This window comes from Chamaesiphon polymorphus CCALA 037 (assembly GCF_003003845.1).
GTDB classification, from domain to species: Bacteria; Cyanobacteriota; Cyanobacteriia; order Cyanobacteriales; family Chamaesiphonaceae; genus Chamaesiphon; species Chamaesiphon polymorphus.
Genome location: NZ_PVWO01000044.1, coordinates 1 through 21,135 on the forward strand (window position 1 = coordinate 1; position 21,135 = coordinate 21,135).

Below are 21,135 nucleotides of genomic sequence, written 5' to 3' on the forward strand. Positions count from 1 at the left end.
ATACGGACTGGTGACGATCGAACAACTCGATCGGATCTACGATTGGATGGACGCCCCATAATAGCTAATCTCGCCTTCAGTTTAAAAATTGATTTAGACCGCCAAAAAGCTCCCAGCTTGCACTGGGAGCTTTTTAAATGGTTTTTAAAAATTCGCTTGCCGAATCGCTAAAACGCTATTGGCTGTCAACGATTAGGAACGTTGCCGATCTTAATATATGATTCTTTGTTATCATACATTCTCTTCCCCGCTCCCCGCTCCCCGCTCCCCGCGCCTGATTAGGCAGCCAGCAATCTACCAAGCAGTGGCACATCGACATAGGTAGCACCTTGAGTATCCCCTTGGATGATTTGACAAGGACGATCTGGTTCGCCCAAATCGGATAAGACTAGCTTGGCACGATCGAAATGATGATTTTGAGTATAGTCATTAATAGTAACGATCGTCGTCAGTCCGGCATCCATCGCCGAAATCAGACCATTTTCGGAATCTTCAAAGGCCAGACAATTGGCTGCTGGTAGCTGCATCTGCGCTAAGACGTAATCGTAGATATCAGAGGCAGGTTTCTTCTTGGGGACGATATCGCCTGCGGCAATAACTTCAAACCAGTTAGATTCGATATTGTTGGCTAGCAACGCGAAGACATTTTCTGGGGTGGTGGTAGTCGAGATTGCCAGTCGCAGATTGGCAGCTCTAGCCGCCGTCAACAGCCGCTTAACACCAGGGCGAAGGGGAATGCCACCGCGCTCTAATAACTGGGCGTAATATTGATTTTTGGCCTTATGTAGCTCGGCGATCTTGCTATCTTCCATCCGCACGTCTGGACGGTAGGTATCTAGATAAAAGCGCATCCGCTCTTTACCGCCAGTAACGGCCAAAAGTTTGCCATATAATTCGATCGACCAATCCCAGTCTAGTCCGGCATTTACAAATGCTTGATTGAAAGCTACCCGATGTCCGTCGCGCTCGGTATCGGCTAAAGTCCCATCGACATCAAAAATTAGTGCTTGTAACGCGCTCATATCCATCACCTTCCTCTGTTTCAGTTATCTAGTGATGTTATCACTCCTATCGGCAGATTGCTCGATCGAGTGCTGTGGAGTCGTTACGCCGATCGGTGCCAAACCCTTATAATATAAGGATGGGGATCGGCGGTAAATATCGATACTCCGCCATCTGTGGCAAGTAAAAGTAATAGTTCATTTCAGAACGCGATCGCAATTAAGAGACTATGGCACAACTCGAAACTAGAACCGAACCGATGGTGCTGAACATGGGGCCGCACCACCCATCGATGCACGGGGTTATGCGGCTGATTGTCACCCTCGACGGTGAAGATGTTGTAGATTGCGAACCCGTCATCGGCTATCTACATCGCGGCATGGAAAAAATTGCTGAAAATCGCACCAATATCATGTTCGTGCCCTATGTCAGTCGTTGGGACTATGCAGCGGGGATGTTTAATGAAGCGATTACAGTAAATGCTGTCGAAAAACTCGCCAATATTCCCGTCCCCAAGCGTGCCAGCCATATTCGGGTAATTATGCTCGAACTCAACCGGATTGCCAATCATCTGCTGTGGCTTGGCCCCTTTATGGCAGATGTCGGCGCGCAGACTCCGTTCTTTTACATCTTCCGCGAACGGGAGATGATTTACGATCTGTGGGAAGCAGCGACAGGCTACCGGATGGTCAATAATAACTATTTCCGCGTAGGTGGCGTGGCGGTAGATCTACCTTACGGTTGGATCGATAAATGTAGTGATTTTTGCGAATACTTTTATCCTAAAGTCGATGAGTACGAACGCTTGATTACTAATAATCCGATCTTTCGTCGTCGGGTGGAAGGCGTCGGTACTATCAACCGCGAGGAAGCAATTAATTGGGGCTTATCTGGCCCAATGTTGCGGGCTTCTGGCGTGAAATGGGATCTGCGGAAAGTCGATAGCTACGAGTGCTATGACGACTTCGATTGGGATGTCCATTACGAGACGGCTGGTGACTGTCTGGCGCGCTATTTCGTGCGGATTCGCGAGATGCGGGAATCGGTGAAGATTATTCGTCAAGCCATCGCCGCTTTACCAGGTGGTGCCTACGAAAATCTCGAAGCCAAACGTCTCGCCGCAGGGCCGAAATCCGAATGGGACGGGATGGATTATCAATATGTCAGCAAGAAAATTGCCCCGACATTTAAGATTCCCAAAGGCGAACATTACGTCCGAGTTGAAAGTGGCAAAGGTGAGCTAGGAATCTTTATTATGGGCGACGATAATGTCTTCCCCTGGCGGTGGAAGATTCGCGCGGCTGACTTTAATAATGTCCAAATTTTACCGCATCTACTACGCGGCGTGAAGGTAGCCGATATCGTCACGATTTTAGGAAGTGTGGATATTATTATGGGTTCTGTCGATCGCTAGTAATTCGGCGCAGTTAAACTATATTATCGATCGACTAATCCAAGGCTAATTTGGATTGCTCGATCGATTTTTTCTATTGTTGCCTCACTAACAATGCCAAGTTTCTTTACTAATCTTTGTCGATCGATCGACCGGATTTGATTTAATAATACTACTGAATCTCTGTCCAAGCCACCTTCTGGAGCGACGATAGAGACTTCTGTTGGATATAAAACTCGGTCGAACTGTGAGGAAATCCCAGCAACAATGGTAATGGGACTGAACTGATTAGATGTATCATTCTGAAGAATTAAAGCTGGACGAGTTTTCTGAAGTTCTGCTCCCAACGTTGGGTCGAAGTTTACTAAATAAATTTCACCTCTAAGTGGATGAGCTAATTTGGATCTTGCTGCCATACTTCTTCTTCTAAATTAAACCAATCTTCAACCAAGCTCAAATCTCGCTCGCTTCGATGAATTGCTCCTTCACGAAGTTGCTGCTTGAGTAGTTGTTTTTGCTTATCGATGACATAAAAATTGATAGCTTCATCAATAAGTTGACTGCGACCTTCTTGCGCTGTTAAGCTATCGATTAATTCGAGCGTTTTCTGAGGAAGCGTGATGTTGATTTGCTGGTACATTATCTCACAATAGTACGATCGTAAATATACATGTTTGCTCGGTATTATTAGTATAATCGAGATATTAGCTCCGCCGCGATCTTCTAATGTTACCTACCGTTATTTTACCTGGCTACCTCGAAAGTGCTGATGTTTATCTGCCGCTTCAACAAGCTTTAACCGCACTCGGTACGCCAACTACGACAGTACCACTGCGCAAACGCGATTGGTTGCCAACACTCGGCGGTCGATCGATGATACCGATTTTGCGACAACTCGATCGCACTGTTAATGCCGCCTTAGTAGATAATAAAGCCACACAAATCAATCTGATCGGACATTCCGCAGGCGGCTGGATTAGTCGCATTTATTTAGGCGATATTCCTTATACAATTCATGGCGATGTCACCGAAGCCGAGCAATTATGGAATGCCAAAGCTAAAGTTGCCAATCTAATTACACTGGGAACTCCGCATATTAGCGGCGAACGTTGGACAAAAAAAAATCTCGACTTTGTCAACGATAATTACCCAGGAGCCAAGCATCCCGAAGTTAGATATATTTGCGTTGCAGGTAAATCGATCTACGGCGAAAAAAAGTTCGGTCAGTGGTTGGCATATAGTAGTTATCAGCAAACTTGTGGGGAGGGCAACACTTGGGGAGATGGAATTACCGCAATTAAGGCGGCGCATTTGACTGGTGCGATAAATATCACGATCGAAGGTGTCAAACATTCACCACGGACGCCTGGGATTTGGTATGGTTCGCCAGATATTTTACCGCAATGGGTTGGTTATCTCAGTTAAACTAATTGATAATTGATAATTGATAATTGATAATTAGGTTGTTAGGTTGGGTATTTAAATCTCTGTTTTTATCGATTTTATATCTATTAGCTATCCTTCAAATAAATCGAAAGTAAACAAGTTGATGTCCGACAATTGAATGATGTATATCACAGCGTAGTTTCGATCGGGTTTAGACAATGGAGCTACATTAAGTTATTAAATTGTCATCTGTCATGAAACTCAGTTCATTTGTCGCCCTGATTGGCTCGCTCGCAATTAATGGATTCAATACTTTCCATCAACCTGCTGTTGCCGAGCAATTACCTCCAGCTCGACATATTGCCGAAGCACTCAGTCCGGCAGATGTGAGTCATAGTAAGACAGATGGTCTGACGATCGCAAAAATAGGCCAGAAGTATGGATATAAAGATGCTAATGGTAAGCTAGTAATTCCCGCTCGCTTTAATAATTGCTATGACTTTTTTGAAGGTCTAGCTGCTGTTGAAATTAATGGTGAGTGGGGTTACATCGATCGATCTGGCGAGATGGTTATTCCAGCTCAATTCGATCGTGCTGGCAGTTTTGATGGTGGTTTAGCCCTCGTCCAGCTAGATGAAAAGTGGGGCTATATCGATCGACAAGGCGAAATTGCTGTCACACCAATTTTTGAAGAAGCCGAGACCTTTAGTGAAGGTTTAGCTAAAGTAAAAGTTGGTGAGAAGTGGGGCTATATTAATAGAAGAGGAACTTTAGTTATTGCCCCAATTTTTGATGAAGTCGATAGTTTTCATAACGATCGAGCTTGGATTAGAATCGATAAAAAAGTGGGTTATATCGATCGCACTGGTAAATTTTTGCAATAAATAACCTAAGTTGCTAGCAAAAAAGTGTCGTTTTGAGTTGTGACAAGCTGCGATCGAATCTACAATTGAGAGTAAATTCAAAAAAGTTCGCATGACAGCTACGACGGGAAAAGTGCCAGGAGGACAACCAACGATCGTCAGGATCTTCCATTGGGTAAATATGATTAGCCTATTTGGGATGATTGCTAGTGGGTTGCAGATTTATAATGCCAATCCCGTATTTGGCGGACGCGAAGGCTGGCATATTCCCTGGCTACTAACGTTGGGAGGCTGGTTAGCTGGCGGACGCAATTGGCATTTTGCTTTGATGTGGATTTATGGCATCAACTTGTTAGGCTATGGTATTTATGTCTTTTGGACGCGCAGATGGCGCGATCGATTTATTGCAACTGGAGATATCAAAGCACTTCAAGCTAGCAGCAATATCAAGCGACGCAACTATGCTTGGCATCGGTTAGTTTATACGAGTATTATCCCAATTTTATTACTGGCGATCGCGACGGGTTTGGCAATGTACCAACCCGTCCAATTTTATTGGTTATCTTCAATATTTGGTGATTGGCAATCGTTACGAACGGTACATTTTATGACCGTGCCACTCGTTTTATTATTTACTTTCGTTCATTCTAGTTTGGCCTTAGGTATCGGTGAAGGCAAGATTGCAACAGCATTTTTAGAAATTAAAAATATTAAATTAATTGGCAATCGATAATTGGGCTGTTAGGTGAAGATTTAGAACCTCCCCTTACGCTGGGAATGATTGACTGTGCTTATAATATTGATGGTGTTGGGTTTCGTGCCTCTACCCAACCTACATACTATTCACTATCCAATATCAAAATGAACGAAATACCCGAGGAATCCGATCGCATATCCCGTCGTCAAATATTACAATGGGCGGGTGCTGGTTTATTTGTAAATATTGCTGGGACTTTGCTCTACGATCCGATCGGGCGAATTTCGATGCCTGCGAATGAAGCATTTGAAGCCTTGTTATTATCATCGAAACCAACGCCAGAATTTCCAATTTCGGCGATCGAACCAGACAAGCTGATTGTCAATAGTTTTCGGGGGACGCCCACGATCGATTTAGCAAATTTCAAATTAAATATCTCTGGAGCGGTAAACAACCCCTTAAGTTTAAAGATGTCCGATATCCAGCAATTTCCATTGACATCGATGGTCATCCGTCAGGTATGTGTGGAAGGCTGGGCGGCGATCGTGCAGTGGGGAGGCGTAAGAATGCGAGATTTATTGACTTTAGCTCAACCTCGATCGGGTGCTAAATATGTCTATTTCAAATCTGCCGATGGTTATTATGAAAGTTGGGATTTGGCATCAGTAGTGCATCCACAAACTTTATTAGCCTATCAAATGAATGGTCGAGATTTACCTAAAGAAAATGGTGCTCCGTTGCGACTGGCGGCACCGATTAAATTGGGGTACAAGCAAAGCAAATGGGTAAGAGAAATAGTTGTCACCGAAAAGTTGTTACCCAAACGTGGCTACTGGGAAGATTTGGGCTACGAATGGTTTGCTGGCTTGTAATCGATCGATATTGAAATCTGGCATGGTTAGATTAGCAGATAAAAGAGCTAGAACCGCGCGCTAGCTGCCGCTCTCGATCGATCGTGCTGTTGGTTAAGACAACTCTCGATTGCTATTTTCAAATTTTTGCTAGACACAGCTAGATAGATGTGTTATTATAGAGAGATGCGCTGGTGTAGCTCAGTTGGTAGAGCAGCTGATTTGTAATCAGCCGGTCGGGGGTTCGAATCCGTCCACCAGCTTACTCAAAATCCTCATTTCTAGAATCTCTAAGAATGAGAAAATCTATCGAACAAGGGGGAATGACGATTGTCATTCTCCCTTGTTTTTTGTTTCGATCGAATCAATTGGCTCTAGCAGGTGCCAAGTTCTAGCGATTTGGTATTCGATCGATAGTTTAATATCCAGCTTGCCAATGCGATCGCGATCGCACTCGATCTCCGTTCTCTCAATTAAGATACGAAACAGCATTGCCAAACTAAGTGTCATAAGTCAATAACAATCAAACTCACCAACAGCGGTGACAGATTTGGCATCAATTTGGGGCAATATAAACATACAACACTTACAGATCGATAGTATTACTCAAACTTAGATGCGCAATCGTCGGTAGTAGTGATATTGCCGTTAATCGATCGTCTACAGACATATTTGTAAGTCTTGTATATTAAAACTCTATCTTTTTGCGTGTATTAGGTAGAGATTGCCATTACATCCCTCCATATTGACTAGCCGACTATGAATAAGCCGCAAAACCGCGATTGCCAAAGGCAGATAAAAGGTCGATCGACCCTGTTTCAATTCATGCTGCGCGCGCAACAGATTGCCCAACAGGAGCCAAGAACGGATCGAGGTTATGCGATGATGACGATCTCGATCGTCTCAGTCTTGATATTTAGTGTGCTGGCCGCATACATGACAATTGCCAACCTCAGTAAGTCATCGACAAATGCTTCTGTAGATGCTAACAATGGTTTTTATGTTGCGGAATCAGGATTAAACAAACGAGCAGAACAGCTTCGCCAAAAGTTCGCTAATACGATTACGCCTTCTGCTGGTTCTGGAACTACGCCAACAAGTATTGTTAGTTGCTTTTCGGTGCTAACAACAGCTAGTCTTACTAGCAATGATTTTGAATGTCGAAACTATCTATTCGAGCACAGCGATCGTAGTTCGGTTAAAGTAAAAAATCTGGGTAATAAGGATGCTATCGGTGGGAGTACAGAAGTAACAGATCGAAATCAAACTCTAGACTATACTGCTTTTACATATGTAAAACCCGAACGAGATTACACCACAACACCACCTGCTTCTACGGTCATTAGTCCAGGAGAGCCGTTTGCTGGATTAAATGCTTTAGAGTATAGATATACTATCTATTCTACTGCTAGAAAACTCACCTCACATTATTTAACAGATCCAGGATTCACAGCAGCCGAAATTGAGGCAAAAAATCGATCGACTCGAATTACTGGAGATGCGGCATTAGTTGAATCATATAATGCTAAAAGAGCTGCTGCTTTGGACGTCGCAGAAGCAGTTAGCAAAAGCAGTACCAATATTGTCTTGCAAATGGACTTTAAGAGTCGGGTAGTGCCACTGTTCCAGTTTGCAGCTTTTTATGAAGACGATCTAGAGATGGATTCGCAAATGCCAATGAGCGTCAGTGGCCCCATCCATACCAACAGCGACTTGATGGCGATGTCTTATAGCATCAATCAAGATCCAAGTGTCAGTGGGAAAGTTGGATATCCATCAGTGACGTTTTCGGATGCTAACGTCCGTGATGGGACGAGATTATTAGGCAAAGTTACTGCGGCTGGCAATATCTATGCTGGAGTTGCGGCACAAACCTGGACGCCAGGAACGCCAGCTTGTGGAACGACAAATAATTGTGGGGTAATGTCGGTTTATAAAGGCAGTGGCAGTCTGACAAGTAGAGATAGTTACTATTACTTTCCTGACAAAACTTTCGATAAAGCCAACACCCCAAAACTCACAACAGCTCAAATAGCCGTGTTTGGCGACAGAATGAAGGACAAAAGCGGTGATGTCAAACGACTCAGCCCACCCAAGCCAGGATTTTTACGCGAGGCAAACTACAAAACTGGAGAAACTGGTCTGTATTATGGCAAAGCTGACATGCGGATAAAATTTTATCCCAATCGATCGATGCCGTTTGATTTTACCTCGATTCAAAATGGATCGGGCTGTAGTCTGACTACCTATAATATTCCCAGCGATCGTCAAGGTTCTGGTGCGCTGACTTGTTCGCAATTGACTAAAGGACAATTGCGGAGTCTCCAGCAGCCAGTATTATTCGTCCCCACAACGGCGACTCTATCGACACCCGATCGAGATATTCTCAAAGCACTAAGAGTAGCCATTGCTTCCTCCCCTACTGTCTTAACTCTAAACGACCTGAATAATCTGGCGATTCCGTCAACACCTGGTACTTGGGGAAAAACTTTTCGGGATATATTGGCTGCCAATTCTTTACCAGCACCATCGGCAACCCTAAAGGCCAAACAATTGGTAGAGACGATCGCCTCAGGTAGTTCCTTTTTACCACCACCAATTCAGATCGTTAGTGGTAACACTCCATCTACAGATCTAAATGTGAATGGCAGTTTTTACAACCAGCTCAAAGGTGCCTGGATGACAATGTTGCAAACTAATATTGGCAGCCTTACCTATTGGAATGGCTTTGGTACGTATGTGGAATCTACGGATCCAACTACCTTGACATCAGGCTATGCTCCTGCCATAACGCCTACAATCTCATCGGGAATACCTATAGATCGACTAGCTTTTAAAACGAAGGCTGCCGATACTAGTAAGGCAGATTTGGCAGGGAGTTTTTTACACCAAGGACTTGCCTCCGAAGATCTCACTGAGGGTGGTTTGGTGCTATATGCAAGTGTCAGCGACGATCTTAATGGTGACGGCACAACTTCGGCTACCGAAATTGTTGCTACCAGTACTAGTAATAATGGTTCGATTCCAGGCAAAGATGCTGATGGCAACATTATTACAGAGGTTGACTATTATCGAAAATATAACGGAGATGGTGGTGTCAAAAGAAGAAGCCCTTACGCCTTTGTATTTAGTGGTGGATCGGAGCTACCAGGCCCATTGACGATCGCGACAGATCAAGCAGCTTATCTTCAAGGTGACTACAATAATCCAAATGTTACTCCTGGAACCATAGCAGCGGGCACACCTTACGTACCTAGCAACAGTCTGACTGGCGACAGTACTGTCACGCCACCAATTGTTGGTAGTGTACTCGGATTCTATCGACAACCTGCCGCAATTATTGCCGATACAATTACAGTTTTATCAAATCAATGTGTGAATAATAATGGCAGAGTTGGTAGGGTGGGAACGGGAACGGTTAACTGTGGGAGTAGCACCGCAGCCATCGGAAGTTCGAGTCAGTCCCAAGTCGCCAATGGTATTGCTATTAATGCGGCTTTCTTATCTAACTTAATGAAAAGTGGGACTAGAAATGCAGATGGATCGTATACAGTTATCGCTCTAAATGGAGGACTCAACAAGTATATGCGGCTGCTAGAAAACTGGGGAGGATCGACCGCAGGAACTCAATATAACTATAGTGGATCGATGGTTAGCTTGGGAGAACCACTAGAATCTAGTGAATTACCTAGTGGTGCTGGAGTACCTAGACGAAATTTTAATTTTGAACCACGTTTTAATGCTCTGAGTGGTTTGCCGCCACTGACACCAAGTGCCGTTTACCTGCGGCAGGATGTATTCAAGCGGAATTATTAAATTAATTATCGAGCTATTCAATCACAGCCAAATTCCGCCCATTTCTATGCAGAACGGGCGGGTTTTTACGCACAAATTAATAATATTCGACAGGCGATCGCGGATAGCGATAATATATATCTGCAATTCTAATATCTGAAATTTTAACCAATCTACCACTTAATAAAAATGGCTCTGTCATAGACAGAACCATTAACTCATCAGAAGTTATAATTTAACTCAAAATGCCTAGTGAACTACACCAGCTTGCTTGGTCATATCGATCGGTTTAATCAGATATAAGCGGAGTAAGTTGAAACCCATCGACGCGATCGTGGGGAGATTTTGAATCTTTTTCAACCACTTAGGTGTGGTGGATTGTGCTGATGCTACTAATTTTAGATAGCCTGCGGCACACTTGTCTAAAAGTGGGAAGAACTTGGAGTTATCTACATCTAAAATTACAGGGAAGATACGTCCCGCAGTTTTATTGGTTTCTTGGATCACTTCGATATCGAAATCGCGGCTATTCATACCCAAAATTCCGTAGAATTTGCTTTCGCGATCGCGGAGATACATCGTCGCAAATACAGCCAACAAGAAGAACCGACACCAGAGTTTAGCTCTGAAATCATTCAGGAGTTGGGGTTGCGATCGCATCAGGGCATCGAAGAAGTCACCGTGACGATTCTCATCTTGGCACCAGTTATCGAAGAAATGGAAGATCGGGTAGATCCGATGTTCGGGATTTGCTTCTAAGTGACGGAAAATTTTGATATATCGCCAGTACCCAATCTTCTCGGAGAGGTAGACTGAGTAGAAGATAAATTTGGGTTTGAAGAAGGTGTAATTGTGATTTTGAGTCAGAAAGCCCAAATCTAGCGAGAGTCCAAAGTCAGCCATCGCTTTGTTGAGGAAGCCAGCATGACGGGCTTCATCGCGCGACAGCAGGTTAAAGCCTTCGGCGAGGAGAGGATTCTTGTCCTTGAGCTTACGGCTGAGTTCTTTGTAGAGCAGGAACCCAGAAAATTCAGAAGTGCAAGAGCTTTCGAGAAACTCGATAAAGATCTGACGGGTTTCGGCGGGGAGATCGTCCCAAGAGCGATCGAATCTTTCATCCCTTACGAAGTGGGTGCGGTTATAATCAACCCGAAATTCTTCGATAATCGCTCGCAACTCATCTTCATTGCCTGAGAGATCCATTTTCGCCATCTCTTCAAAGTCGGTGGTGTAAAACCGAGGTGTGAGGAGAGTTTCTTTGGCGGGGCGTTTGACACCCGGTCTGATTTCATCGAATGATGATGGTTTTTTAAGGGAATCTACCATAATAATTTGTTTTATAACTAAATTCGATCGCCATTGACGTAAGGATTTAGCCTAGATATGTCGCTGGCGCAGCCTCTTTGGTGGAGAATCTGCTATTCGTGCATTTTACCAAGTCTAGACTGGCTCGGCAGTGGTTTTGTGTTAAGAGTTACAACAAGGGTCTAACTCTAGCAACGCCAAATGGCAGGAAGTTACAACATAGCCGAGCCGTGCTGAAAATCGATCGTTGATGCTGTTACTGGAGAGCAAATTGCGGCGTTGCTGGATTCAAGTATGAAATGCTAGAGATGGGAGCGGGGAGCGATGCGCGCTCGTCGGGTTTCCCGACGGGATAGCGCATCAAGACAGCGGGGAGCGGGGAGCGGGGGAAAGAAATACAAAAACAGGGAATCATACCTTAAATCAGCAACGCCCAAATTGCATCAACGATCGCATAATGTTCGCGACAGCAGAATTAGATCCCCATCACTTCCTTGACTTGAGTCAAAAACTCTCCTTCGATTTTAATAATTCCATCGGTAGATAGGAGAGTTTCGAGTTCGTAGATCGCGTTGCTTTTAAACACATCACTTCCCAATCGTCGATCGATATCTTGAATTAGCTCTTTGATTTTGAGCGGATCGTTCTTAATTGCTCTTACCTTGGGGATAGTTGTTTGCAAGTAGAGATCGAATGACGTGCCCGATTCCCACGGGAGCCGTGCGGACTGAGCTTCAAGAAAATCTTGTTCGGCAAGTGAGACTAGTGTATCTGAGTACATTCCCAATAAACACAAATCTACAAGTGCCTCTCGTTGAACTTGATTGGTTTCGCTGGAGCAATCGAACAACTTTTGGAAAAAATTCTGCATAGTTCCCTCTTGAGACTTAAATAATGATGTTAAACTCCACATCGATCTTACCTATTGGATCGTATTTCTGACAGCATTTTTACAGGTAATAACTTGGCTTATTTAACTGGAGTGCATCGATCTGTAAATCGCCGAACGCTCGATCGAGTTGCATCGCCTGTCGATCGAGATCGATCGTGTGGCTGACAAAGTACTCAAGATCGGGAAACAAGCGATCTCTAGAGATGTTCGCGGCATAAGATCCGCCATCAAATTGCCAATGTTGTTAATGCAATCAGACAACCGAATTGAATGGCTAAACAGTACACTCGCAACATGGGATTTATCCCTGCGATATGAATTAATGAGTGGATTAACCGAAATGTAATGTAAGCAATAACTAGCAGATCGATCGCCGTTCCAGAAATCCCTCGCACCGTCAACAAAAACACCACCCCTAAATACAACGGCAAATTTTCAACCAAATTAGATTGAACTCGATATAGTCGCCAGAATAAATTTTTTTCAGTTTGGGGGTTGCCGAAATCTTGCGCCGCACCACCCGTTGCTAAGTGTCGAATTCTAACTGTCAGCAGGAGACAAACGATCGAAATCGTCCAGCCGATCGAAACTACCAATCCCCACAATGGGACGGTCATCGATTGAATTTGTGGCATGTTTTTTTATGCGAAACAACTATAAATAGTTTAAAAAATTCAATAGTTAGACCGCGAGGAAAAAGTTGCTCTTTTTGAGGATATTCTTGCGCTTAGGATTGCCGCCATTGGCTGGGTGTCTTACCTGTAATGCTCTTAAAACAACGATTGAGATGAGATCGATCGCAAAAACCGACTCTCAAGGCAATCTCAGAAATATCTAAATTACTCGATCTCAATAAGTATTTTGCTCGATCGAGCCGCTGCTGTAAAATATATTGGTGTGGTGTCACGCCCAGACTTTGCTTAAATAAGCGCAAGAAGTGATAGGGGCTAATATTAGCGATCGCGTTCAAATCTACCAGCTTTAAATTTCCATCGAGATGGGCGTTGATATAGTCGGTGACTAACTTCAATGTGGCAGCAGATAAGCCATTAGCATAGCTAGAAAGCTTGGGAACGGTCGTACAGTAGTTGCGGAGTAAATGAATTGCTAAGGCTGTTCTGAGGCTATCTACAAGCAAATTACCGCCGATTCCACCCGTTGCTAATTCCGAGCTTAAGGTGGCAAAAATGCCTTGAATTAAATCGTCTCGATCGTTCATAAATCGAGGCGTGAGTTCGATTCGATCGGGATTTATCCAGTCTTGTCCGATGTGTTGAAGGAGTGCGGGTTCGATCGCTAAAATGCCAAATCGAGCCGTGGTATTCCAATTGCAGCGATGGTCGATTCCGGCTGGAATGATGGCAATATCGCCCAATTGTCGCCGTTCTGTTTCCCGCTTGCCAGCCAGCCAACGTTCGCCGATGGCAAACACGTTATCTTCTGGTATATTTGGCAATCCACAAGCCATGACGTGCATGGTATGTTGATGCTCGGCAATCTCAAATTTGGGCTGTTGGTGAAGTTCGACATAGAGATTTTCCCAGCCGGAACTAGTCAGAACAGCAGGATTTGGCACAAATGGATCGGACGCATTTGCTTGGCGATAATCGATCGTTTTTGTAGGCGGTGGTGACAAGCTCATCGAATTTTGTGGTGAGTAAATCTGCGGATACTCCCCTGCATATTAATTCTGAATATTCGATCGAGTTGTTTGTATGAGCTAGTATCGATCTATTTTTGCAGGAGATTTATCGATTTAATAAAATACACTGTTCGCTCGGCTTCTCTAAATCCAGTTTTGGTATGAAACTCATGACTTGCCGTGTTTTCAACTAAGGCATCAGATGCAAGTTCGATACACCCCTGGGCCAACGCCCATTGCTCGGCATACTCAACCATTGCCTTACCCACACCTCGATCGCGATATTCATCTTTGACATAGATACCTTCAATATAACCTACAGGACTCTGTGTTGCCTCAGGAACGTATTCATATCGTAGCGAAAGATTCATAAACGCGATCGCTTTTCCAAGATCGTCCCGAACGATAAATGCTGCTTCACGATCGGAATCTAAAATCTCTGTTAAAATCTCTTGCATTTCGTCAGATGAATAATCTGGCCAAAGCTTTAATGCCAAATCTAGCCATTCATTAAAATCATTTTGGGCAATTTTGACAATTTTCATGACGACATTTTGCTATTTTATTGGTACTTTTTGCCTGTCAATAAAAGCATAACATTATTATTTCACGGCAAGCAGTAATGAGACTGAATGAAGATCGAGAACGAGAAGGCAAAGTCATGTCACTCTAAACTGGATAATTTTTTAGATAAATGACTCTTTCCGTCACCGTTGTCAACCAGACAATCGAACGTCAACATAGCTTTGTACGAGAAATTAGTTAGATTTTAGAGATTCGACGTGCGGTGGTGCTATCGACATTACCTTGGTACCAAGCCGCACCCTTTGAGAATCGATCGGTAATAGTTTATGCTGGAGCGTGGGCACAACCGCCACAATGAGATCGATAACTTTATGCGAAAACTCCTGTTTCTCCTGCCTGGAACCACCCAAAAATTTCACTGTGGGGGCTTATTTGCCGAACTAAAAACGATCGAACTAGTCAAACAAATCTGCCCCGTCGAAATTATCACCTACCGCCAACGAGAGCCAGACAAGGCATATTTAGACGACATTTTAGCCAGCAAGCCGCAGGATGCGATCTTCGTCGTCAGTTGGGGCTTTGATGTTCCCAAATTAGTCGCGCGCTTGCGCGGCTACCCGACAATTTATCACGCCCACAGTTCTGAATACGGCTTTCGACTCCCACCCCAAATCCCGATCGTGTGCGTCAGCCGGAATACACTAGGATATTGGGGACAAAGATCTCCCCACGCGCTGTTATACTATTTGCCCAATCAAATTTCTGATGAATTTGTCAATCGCCAAACAGACAGATCGATCGATGTCTTAGTCCACTCTCGCAAATCTTCAGACTATTTATTAAAACAATTAATTCCCGCACTCCAGCCCCATTGCAAAGTTGAAATTATCGAAGGATTTGTCGATAGTTTATCAGAATTATTCAATCGATCGCGCGTGTATTTGTACGACTCCGCCGAATACTGGGCAACTCAAGGCGTCACCGAAGGATTTGGCTTGCAACCATTAGAAGCAATGGCTTGTGGCTGTCAAGTATTTTCGAGCGTCAATCATGGCTTATCAGATTATTTAGATCCGGGATTTAATTGTTACAAAATTGCAGGTTTTAGCACCGCCTACGATGTCGATCGCATTTTAGAAGTAGTTAAATCTGCTGCACCAGTCAATAATCTAGAATCCCTACTCGCCGAATATCGCACGGCAAATATCATGTCGCGCCTTCAGGTAATTCTAAGCGAGATCGACAGGTTTTTCGATCGTGTCAATCTGAATAAGTCCGATATGCTAGATTTTAGCGATCGACGGATTTTGCAGCTAAGACTATCAAAAGCTCTTAAGAGTATTCAGAAAAAGCTCAAACGTTAGACGATCGATATCGACAATGCGATCGAGATCGATGCCCATCCTCCATCCAATCTGACAAAGCACTTAGAAGTATATTATCCTTCGATCTATCGAAAATTTTCATGCGATTTTTTAAGAAAAAACGGTATATTATAATTGCGATCGCCACGCTCATTGCAGCGATACTGTTTTATGCTTTTAGCATCGAGCCAAATCTTTTTGTAGTAACCGAGCATCGACTCAATTTAGAAACTGCTGTCGATCGCAGTAGATTGAAGCTCGTCCAAATTAGTGATTTACATCTAAAAAAGTTTGACGATCGCGCTCGAAAAATTGCCGACAAAGTTAACCAACTCCAGTCAAATATTATCTTATTCACTGGCGACTCGATCGATAAAGCCGAACAGCTCAGTGGTTTCGAGCAATTTTTATCACAACTCGATCGCCAAACGACTAAATATGCCATTTTGGGTAACTGGGAATATTGGGCGGGAGTCGATTTGACAGCTCTCAAAAAGCTCTATACCACTTACAATTGTCGGTTACTAGTTAACGAAACTGCTTTGTACAAGCAAGGAGATCGCCAGCTATTAATTACTGGAGTAGACGACCTAGTTGGTAAGCCTAATTTGCTCGCATCGCTGCAAAAGATCGAACCTCAACCCAATCATTTACTACTAGCTCACTCACCAGCATATCGAGACGCATTCTCTCCAGCTGAGTTAAAAATACTCTCAGCATATCAACCGCAATATATGCTCTCAGGACATACTCATGGCGGTCAACTAGCTTTTTTCGGCTTTGTACCTTTACGACCGCCCAATAGTGGCAATTATGTAAGTGGTTGGTATCGAGGTAGTCCTATTTCCTTGTATGTATCGCGAGGATTAGGTGTGTCAGTATTGCCAGCAAGAATTGGCACGGTACCCGAAATTAGCTATTTCGAGTGGTCGTTGAAATCACAAGGTAGCTATTGTGTTTGCTATCGGCTTTAGAACGATGAAAATATAAATCGAATCGATATTTTATCTATGAATAATCGATTGAATCGCGACCGATATTTATAGAATTAGACCGACAATTTGTGACTGAGCTTTTGCCTATAGCGATCGCCACAACCTGTAAACATTGCAGCATTATGCTCCGAATATATTCAACAATTGCATACTTATACGGATACTCGTTATGTCTGGGGTGGTGAAAATCGGCTCGGTTAGGTTGGGTTGCGAACGCGATCGAATCCCCAATCTTCCCAAAATCTCATCTCAAACAGATCGGGATCCTTTTACCATGCTCAGTTTGGCGTCCTCCTTAGATCGATGCGCAATTATACAGTAAAAAAATCTAAATGCAGCGATCGGGATACGATCCGAAGTCACTGACCTATGATAATATTCGTGCAACTATATTCATCGAATAAAAGTAAACCCATGCCTGCTGACTATGTAAAGCTCGCACAGACCTACCTCCAAATCTACCCAGCACGGGAGCAGAGTTACTTTGCTGCACTCACCCGGTTTACAGGTGAATCAACGCAGACCATATCATCAAATTGGCTCAAAGCCGAGTATCTCAGACATAAGCTGAGCAAAAAAGTTAGCGGTTTACCAACCAATGGTTCTACCGCCAGAGTCAAAGTTGTCAGTTAATCGATCGATCTAAAGTTTTTGCATAGACAAAAGGCAGTTGTGAAGAGCGGTTTTAATTCCGTCCGCACAACTGCCTTTTCCGTAAACGGGTTTTAAACCCTATGTTGTCTTACCTTTCGATCGTGTAATAGAGTTAAAGCGGAGAGCGGGGAGCGGGGAGCGGGGAGAAGACAAGTAAATTAAACGATCCACTATCCACTATTCACTATCCACTATCCACTATTCACTATCCACTATTCACTACCCAACAACGATCGGAGTGACAGCCAGCGCGCCAGCGATCGCGGCGGCAATTCCCGAAGTCAAGCCTGTGGCAAATAACCACCAAGCGGCAGTAGCGGCGGCTTTGCGCGTGGCTTCGGCTTGGGCTTGAGCTTGGAACTTGATTTCGTCGAGGCGGTGCTGGATTTGGGTTTGAATCCGTTCGGCGCGGTTGAGGACGCTGGTGCGGACGCCATCGACACGATCGATAATCCGGTTGGCATCGGCTTGGGAGATATCATCTCGCGAGCTGATGACGGCAACAAGGGTATCGCGATCGAAATGCGAGAGTCTGTCGCGCAGGGCTTCAAATCCGGCATTGGGGTCGTCGAACAGTTTGCGGACATCTTGGGTAATGCCGTCGTAGTTGAGTTCGGGACGCTCTAAGCCATTGAGATAGTCGCGGATCTTGGCGAGGACGCTATCGATCGCGGACTGGACTTTGGCTTTGATGGCTTCGAGTTGTCCGACGAACCGATCGCGCACGGAGAGGACGCGATCGACGATCTGTTCGGCTTCGGCGGGAGTAATATCTTGCCGTTGGGAGAGCAGCGCGATAATGGTTTCGCGATCGACATGCTTGAGCCGATCTCCGAGGTGTTCTACTCCCAAACGCGGATCTTGAAATAGCAGTCCGAGATCGCGTTTAATGCCGTCGGGATTGAGTTCGTCTTTATTCGTATTGCGGAGGTAATCCGCGAGCGCGGTTTGGAAGTCATTGGCTGTGTTTTTGGCACGAATTGCCAGCCGTTGGGGGGTGCGGAGTACCTGACGAATGGTATCCTGGACGCGATCGACTGCGGCGTTGGCTTCTTCTTCGGTGAAGTCTTCGCGCTGGCGCAGCAATTGCACGAGGGTATCGCGATCCATTTGTGAGAGCCTGTCGCGGATCGATTCCAATCCGGTTTTGGGATCTTGCAATAACGTAGTCAAATCGCGTTTGATGCCGTCGGGATTGAGTTCCGATTTGCCCGTCCGACGCAGATAATCAGCGATCGCATGGGTGGTGTCTTCGTACTGGGTTTTGGCCTTATCGACGATCGCGGCTGGCGCGTGGATGGCTTGTTTCCAGTTAGATTCGACTCGATCGAGGATATCATTTACTTGGTCTTGGCTCAGGTCTTTACGCTGACTCAAAAGTTGCACCAACGTATCCCGATCGAAGTGAGCAGCCCGCTGTTTGAGGTCGTGAATACCAGCTTGTGGATCTTCTAACAGCTTCTGTAAATCGCGTTTGATGCCCTCTGGATTAAGTTCGTCTTTACCCGTATTGCGGAGGTATTCTTGCACCTGCTGCCACTGCGTATCGACGCGTGCCTTAACGCCTGCTTGCAATCCTTCAGTATCGGCGATCGCGACTTCTAGGACGGGATCGAGCATTTGGATGATTTGCGTCTTTTCAGTTTCGCTCAGATCGTTACGTTGCTGGAGGACGCTAAAAAAGCGATACTGCTTGATTTGTGACAGTCGCGAGTGCAGCTCTTGCGGATCGGCATCGCCGTCGATAAGTAGGGTTTTGAACTCTTGAGCAGCGGTATTAGAAAGTAACCGTTGCTTGGGAGTCGCCCGCAGATAGACATCGATCGCCGTTTGGGTTTTTTCGAGCATTCCATTGGCTTCGGCGGTACGCACCTCAGCGAGGACTCTCAAGCGCACACGATCGAGTACAGAGACGATCTCGGCGATCTTATCTTGAGTAAATACCCCACGCGCTTGTAATTGAGTGGTAAATTCCTCCGGTTTGAGCGTTTCGATCGCCTGACGGATGGTTCTGGCATCCGCATTCGGATCGTAGAGCACATCCCGAAACTCGCGATCGATGCGATCGGGTGTCATTTGCCAAGAATAAGTCTCGCGCAAGTAGTGTTCCACATCGGCACGAATCACGCTCGCTCCCGGCGATAGAGTAGGACTAGCCACCTTCTCAGTTACTTTCCCAACGCCATCTTTGAGCTGAGACTGAACGCCCTTCACCTGCCCCTTAATTTTTTCGACATCCAAGTCAGATAGATCTACCCGTCCTAACACGACCCCCATGAGAGTACTCAAGGTTTGCTCCAATTGGCCGGGATTGTCCCCTTTACCCATATCCTGGATAAATCGATCGAGTTGCTGCGTAAAGTTGCCAGAGAGCAGATCTTGAGGTTTAGCCGAACGGACTTGCTCGATCAGTTTGCCCAGTCCGCCGCTTTGCTTCCCGCCGCCCAGAGTACCATGCCACGATCGATCCAATTCATCGACAATCTTTTTGACATCGCGCGGCGATAGATCCGTGCGCTCTTTGAGCAGATTTTCAAAAGTTTCGCGGCTGAGAGTCGGTAAATTATCTTTATCGATAACCTTGCTCACGTCCGATTCTTTAATAATCTTCTCAAATTCAGCCCGAATATCCTGAATATTCAGTTCTGCTGGCTTCACCGAACCGAGCAAATCCTTAAACGAAGACTGCACCTCTTGCGGATCGATATAAGCCGTCATTTCGCGACGCACGGCTGCGGCTGCGGCTTCTGCCGACGAAACCAGCTCCGAGCCAGCCGCCTTCATCCCCAACGCCGCCGTTGCCGTCCCAAACACAGCCTGAAAGCCTCTAGTAGCAGTACTTACCACCGAACCTACCAGCGAACCGACAGTCGTCGAACTAATCCACACCAAAATCGAGAAATAAGCCGCCCAAATTGACAGCCCCACCGCTACACCCATCGTGACAGTCGGCACCATACTCAACTTGACAGCTAGCATACAAGCGACAAACAACGCGATCGAGACCGTAACTACCGTCCAGATCCCCGCCATCGTCCCGATATTGGGCAGCGAACTACCACTACCATCATGACGATCGGACTTACGATCGCCATCGGGTGCCAAACTAAAAGCCGAAATCCCCGTCGCCACCGACAAATTAGTCAACAGCATCTGAAAGCCAAACGTCAAAAATAACCCCGACACCAACGCCGTAAAAAATTGCGGCCCCGAAAAAAATGCCGTCTCCCGCACGATCGGGGTTTGAGCCAGTAACGTGGCTCCATAACTATCGAAAAATAACCTAATTGCCAACATCGCTCGCTCCTATATAGAGTGTGAGATTAAAATTAAAAGCAAAAATTTAGATCGAAGAGAATAAGATAACGATCGAGCTTGTTTAGACCATTCAATCGCTAATCACAACCCTGAGCCAACTTCCTTATGACGGAGCGGGTTAGGCTCTGGGTATGCCCAAAGACGTAGATTCGGGTGGATGGGTGGATGGGTGGATGAGTGGGAGAGTGGGAGAGTGGGAGAGTGGAGTTTACCAGCGAATGGAGAAGTGTAGGTATATGTAAGGAGTGAAAACCCGATCTCTCATAGATCCGATCCTCTTGTGAATCTACGTGTAGGGGAGGGCTTGGTGCCGATCGTTCATAGTTAGGACAGATCGAACCCTACCCCGTAGCCACTAGTCAGACATCGGGCACATGCCTGACTCGGCAACGACAACCAACATCCGCAGGGGAGTTTGAGGGGCGGCGTCCCGCCCCTCAAACTCCCCTGCGT

At 45.3% G+C, this 21,135-nt stretch carries 22 protein-coding genes and 1 tRNA gene; 11 read left to right on the forward strand and 12 right to left on the reverse strand.

Translation table 11 applies throughout. From position 1 onward, the window contains the following. The coding region (locus C7B77_RS31840; RefSeq protein ID WP_146138201.1) for a DUF2949 domain-containing protein at nt 1-61 on the forward strand (61 nt) is incomplete at its 5' end. Nucleotides 62-278: 217 nt separating this feature from the next. Here C7B77_RS31840 and C7B77_RS05595 read toward each other — a convergent pair. Then, a complete protein-coding gene (locus tag C7B77_RS05595; protein ID WP_106301278.1) occupies nt 279-1,022 on the reverse strand; it encodes an HAD-IA family hydrolase in 744 nt (247 codons plus the stop codon). Nucleotides 1,023-1,231: 209 nt separating this feature from the next. On the opposite strand from C7B77_RS05595, the gene C7B77_RS05600 reads away from it, so the two are divergent. Beyond that, nucleotides 1,232-2,416 (forward strand): NAD(P)H-quinone oxidoreductase subunit H, encoded by a 1,185-nt coding sequence (locus tag C7B77_RS05600; protein ID WP_106301228.1) that lies wholly within the window; start codon nt 1,232-1,234, stop codon nt 2,414-2,416. A 23-nt stretch (nt 2,417-2,439) separates the two neighbouring features. Here C7B77_RS05600 and C7B77_RS05605 read toward each other — a convergent pair whose 3' ends face one another. Both C7B77_RS05605 and C7B77_RS05610 read right to left on the reverse strand, forming a co-directional pair. Further along, nucleotides 2,440-2,811, reverse strand: a complete 372-nt coding sequence (locus C7B77_RS05605) for a type II toxin-antitoxin system PemK/MazF family toxin (protein ID WP_106301233.1) — start codon at nt 2,809-2,811, stop codon at nt 2,440-2,442. Further along, complete coding sequence (locus C7B77_RS05610) at nt 2,790-3,035, reverse strand: ribbon-helix-helix domain-containing protein (protein ID WP_106301236.1); 246 nt, start codon at nt 3,033-3,035, stop codon at nt 2,790-2,792. Before C7B77_RS05610 ends, C7B77_RS05605 begins: the two co-directional genes overlap by 22 nt. Before the next feature lie 86 nt (nt 3,036-3,121). Between C7B77_RS05610 and C7B77_RS05615 the strand changes: the two genes are divergently transcribed. The 5 genes from C7B77_RS05615 to C7B77_RS05635 all read left to right on the forward strand — a co-directional run bounded on the left by C7B77_RS05615 (nt 3,122) and on the right by C7B77_RS05635 (nt 6,455). Next, nucleotides 3,122-3,820: an esterase/lipase family protein gene (locus tag C7B77_RS05615; RefSeq protein ID WP_106301240.1), complete on the forward strand. Its 699-nt coding sequence runs from the start codon at nt 3,122-3,124 to the stop codon at nt 3,818-3,820. Nucleotides 3,821-4,035: 215 nt separating this feature from the next. Continuing rightward, the gene (locus C7B77_RS05620; RefSeq protein WP_106301243.1) at nt 4,036-4,665 is read left to right on the forward strand and encodes a WG repeat-containing protein; all 630 of its coding nucleotides are present in this window, start codon (nt 4,036-4,038) and stop codon (nt 4,663-4,665) included. Nucleotides 4,666-4,756: 91 nt separating this feature from the next. Beyond that, the gene (locus C7B77_RS05625) at nt 4,757-5,377 is read left to right on the forward strand and encodes a cytochrome b/b6 domain-containing protein (protein WP_106301246.1); all 621 of its coding nucleotides are present in this window, start codon (nt 4,757-4,759) and stop codon (nt 5,375-5,377) included. Between the two features lie 128 nt (nt 5,378-5,505). Continuing rightward, nucleotides 5,506-6,213, forward strand: coding sequence for a molybdopterin-dependent oxidoreductase (locus tag C7B77_RS05630; protein WP_106301281.1), 708 nt, complete (start codon nt 5,506-5,508; stop codon nt 6,211-6,213). Nucleotides 6,214-6,382: 169 nt separating this feature from the next. Beyond that, nucleotides 6,383-6,455: transfer RNA gene (locus C7B77_RS05635), tRNA-Thr, on the forward strand. Nucleotides 6,456-6,525: 70 nt separating this feature from the next. On the opposite strand, the gene C7B77_RS29655 is transcribed toward C7B77_RS05635, so the two are convergent. Continuing rightward, on the reverse strand, nt 6,526-6,702 hold the full coding sequence (locus tag C7B77_RS29655) for a hypothetical protein (RefSeq protein ID WP_181243720.1): 177 nt from the start codon (nt 6,700-6,702) through the stop codon (nt 6,526-6,528). 249 nt (nt 6,703-6,951) lie between these two features. Between C7B77_RS29655 and C7B77_RS05640 the strand changes: the two genes are divergently transcribed. Beyond that, nucleotides 6,952-10,008, forward strand: coding sequence for a hypothetical protein (locus tag C7B77_RS05640; RefSeq protein WP_146138198.1), 3,057 nt, complete (start codon nt 6,952-6,954; stop codon nt 10,006-10,008). Nucleotides 10,009-10,236: 228 nt separating this feature from the next. On the opposite strand, the gene acsF is transcribed toward C7B77_RS05640, so the two are convergent. The 7 genes from acsF to aac(6') all read right to left on the reverse strand — a co-directional run bounded on the left by acsF (nt 10,237) and on the right by aac(6') (nt 14,371). After that, a complete protein-coding gene (acsF, locus tag C7B77_RS05645) occupies nt 10,237-11,313 on the reverse strand; it encodes a magnesium-protoporphyrin IX monomethyl ester (oxidative) cyclase (RefSeq protein WP_106301252.1) in 1,077 nt (358 codons plus the stop codon). A 235-nt stretch (nt 11,314-11,548) separates the two neighbouring features. After that, entirely contained in the window at nt 11,549-11,707 is a 159-nt protein-coding gene (locus C7B77_RS29660) for a hypothetical protein (RefSeq protein ID WP_181243721.1), read from the reverse strand. Between the two features lie 60 nt (nt 11,708-11,767). After that, nucleotides 11,768-12,163 carry a hypothetical protein gene (locus C7B77_RS05650; protein ID WP_146138199.1) on the reverse strand — a complete coding sequence of 132 codons (396 nt, stop codon included), beginning with the start codon at nt 12,161-12,163 and terminating at the stop codon, nt 11,768-11,770. Nucleotides 12,164-12,242: 79 nt separating this feature from the next. After that, nucleotides 12,243-12,374: a hypothetical protein gene (locus C7B77_RS31350; RefSeq protein WP_281261337.1), complete on the reverse strand. Its 132-nt coding sequence runs from the start codon at nt 12,372-12,374 to the stop codon at nt 12,243-12,245. Nucleotides 12,375-12,411: 37 nt separating this feature from the next. After that, nucleotides 12,412-12,819, reverse strand: coding sequence for an MAPEG family protein (locus tag C7B77_RS05655; RefSeq protein ID WP_106301258.1), 408 nt, complete (start codon nt 12,817-12,819; stop codon nt 12,412-12,414). A gap of 92 nt (nt 12,820-12,911) precedes the next feature. Continuing rightward, nucleotides 12,912-13,826: an AraC family transcriptional regulator gene (locus C7B77_RS05660; RefSeq protein WP_106301261.1), complete on the reverse strand. Its 915-nt coding sequence runs from the start codon at nt 13,824-13,826 to the stop codon at nt 12,912-12,914. Between the two features lie 89 nt (nt 13,827-13,915). Next, nucleotides 13,916-14,371, reverse strand: coding sequence for an aminoglycoside 6'-N-acetyltransferase (gene aac(6'), locus C7B77_RS05665; RefSeq protein ID WP_106301266.1), 456 nt, complete (start codon nt 14,369-14,371; stop codon nt 13,916-13,918). 351 nt (nt 14,372-14,722) lie between these two features. Here aac(6') and C7B77_RS05670 point away from each other — a divergent pair, with 351 nt between their 5' ends. From C7B77_RS05670 to C7B77_RS05680, 3 genes are all read left to right on the forward strand, one after another. Further along, on the forward strand, nt 14,723-15,715 hold the full coding sequence (locus C7B77_RS05670) for a glycosyltransferase (protein WP_106301284.1): 993 nt from the start codon (nt 14,723-14,725) through the stop codon (nt 15,713-15,715). A 101-nt stretch (nt 15,716-15,816) separates the two neighbouring features. After that, a complete protein-coding gene (locus C7B77_RS05675) occupies nt 15,817-16,689 on the forward strand; it encodes a metallophosphoesterase (protein WP_106301269.1) in 873 nt (290 codons plus the stop codon). Nucleotides 16,690-17,124: 435 nt separating this feature from the next. Beyond that, nucleotides 17,125-17,343: a hypothetical protein gene (locus C7B77_RS05680; protein WP_146138200.1), complete on the forward strand. Its 219-nt coding sequence runs from the start codon at nt 17,125-17,127 to the stop codon at nt 17,341-17,343. Nucleotides 17,344-17,583: 240 nt separating this feature from the next. Here C7B77_RS05680 and C7B77_RS05685 read toward each other — a convergent pair whose 3' ends face one another. Next, complete coding sequence (locus tag C7B77_RS05685) at nt 17,584-20,661, reverse strand: hypothetical protein (protein WP_106301275.1); 3,078 nt, start codon at nt 20,659-20,661, stop codon at nt 17,584-17,586. Nucleotides 20,662-21,135 lie beyond the last annotated feature (474 nt).